The sequence below is a fragment of the Kamptonema formosum PCC 6407 genome, assembly GCF_000332155.1.
In the GTDB taxonomy this organism is placed as follows: Bacteria; Cyanobacteriota; Cyanobacteriia; order Cyanobacteriales; family Microcoleaceae; genus Kamptonema; species Kamptonema formosum.
This window is the reverse complement of the sequence record NZ_KB235907.1, coordinates 27,487-28,602: the sequence shown is the minus strand read 5'-3', so window position 1 is coordinate 28,602 and position 1,116 is coordinate 27,487. Positions and strand designations below refer to the sequence as shown.

The window sequence follows — 1,116 nt, the reverse complement described above, 5'->3', positions numbered from 1 at the left end:
ATGAATATGATTTTGCATGGCAAACTACAAACAGATTGGAATACGATCACGTGGAAAAGGGATCTTTCATAAAGAAGCTGTAACTGGCAGAGAATTAGGAATAAAAGAGTTTATTGGGTTCATCCAAACGCATTTGTTGTCAATATTGTTTTTGCTTGGGAGCAAGCTGTCGCTCTGACAAGTAGTGATGAAAATGGGTTTATTGCTTCTCATCGTTTTTTTGATGTTTTTACCTAAACAAAATAGGGCTAGTCTTAAATTTGTAATACTTTTCTTTTTAAGAGAACGTGGAAAATACTTACTTGAATTAGCATCTCCAGGGGGAGCAGGGAGAAATAAGACACTAGGACAGCAGAATTTTGCTGGGTTAGAAATTACTCTTCCAAAGATCGCTGAACAAGAAAAGATTGCTAGTTTTTGGGGGCTGTCGATCGCCGTCTAGCCCAACTCCGCCGCAAACAGGAACTCTTACAAACCTACAAACGCGGCGTAATGCACAAAATCTTTTCTCTAGAGATTCGGTTTAAGGGGGCGATCGGATCTGAGTTTCCTGATTGGGAAGAAAAAAGACTTGATGAACTGGGTGAATTCAAAAATGGTTTTAACGCAGATAAATCATCATTTGGAGATGGAGTGGAATTTGTAAACTTAATGGATATATTTGGGAAAAGCGAAATCAAAAAATACCTCTTGAACGAGTGCAGATAAGCTCAAAGCAAGTAGAACAATACAAAATCAAAAAAGGAGATGTTTTATTTGTTCGCTCATCAGTAAAAAGAGAGGGAGTCGGTCAGCCGTGTCTTGTAAATGATGACTTTGAGGATACTGTTTATAGCGGTTTTATTATTAGATTTAGAGAGAAATCCTCAGAGTTATGTCATTTATATAAAAAATATTGTTTTTCATCATTAGAATTTAGAAAAGAATTGCTTTCTTTGGCTACCTCTAGCGCAAATACAAATATCAACCAAGAATCATTGTCAGCAATCATACTATTTTACCCTTGCAAAAAAGAACAAGAAAAAATTACTGGTTTTTTAACAGCAATGGATCGCAAAATCGAGACCCTCTCTCGCCAAATCGACCAAACCGAACAATTCAAGAAAGGTTTACTAC

At 36.6% G+C, this 1,116-nt stretch carries 3 protein-coding genes; all 3 read left to right on the top strand.

Annotated elements, in window-relative coordinates:
• Window positions 1–187 precede the first annotated feature (187 nt).
• Window positions 188–442, top strand: coding sequence for a restriction endonuclease subunit S (locus OSCIL6407_RS0129045; RefSeq protein ID WP_019488039.1), 255 nt, complete (start codon window positions 188–190; stop codon window positions 440–442).
• Window positions 418–708: a restriction endonuclease subunit S domain-containing protein gene (locus OSCIL6407_RS31595; protein WP_026103895.1), complete on the top strand. Its 291-nt coding sequence runs from the start codon at window positions 418–420 to the stop codon at window positions 706–708. The genes OSCIL6407_RS0129045 and OSCIL6407_RS31595 overlap by 25 nt, the downstream gene beginning before the upstream one ends.
• Window positions 699–1,116, top strand: a 418-nt coding sequence (locus OSCIL6407_RS31590) for a restriction endonuclease subunit S (RefSeq protein WP_173401192.1), incomplete at its 3' end; no start/stop codon positions are given. The genes OSCIL6407_RS31595 and OSCIL6407_RS31590, both read left to right, overlap by 10 nt.

What these genes read in the sequence shown, in the direction of transcription:
- OSCIL6407_RS0129045 (WP_019488039.1), top strand. Translation starts at nt 188, where the DNA reads ATGAAAATGGGTTTATTGCTTCTCATCGTTTTTTTGATGTTTTTACCT.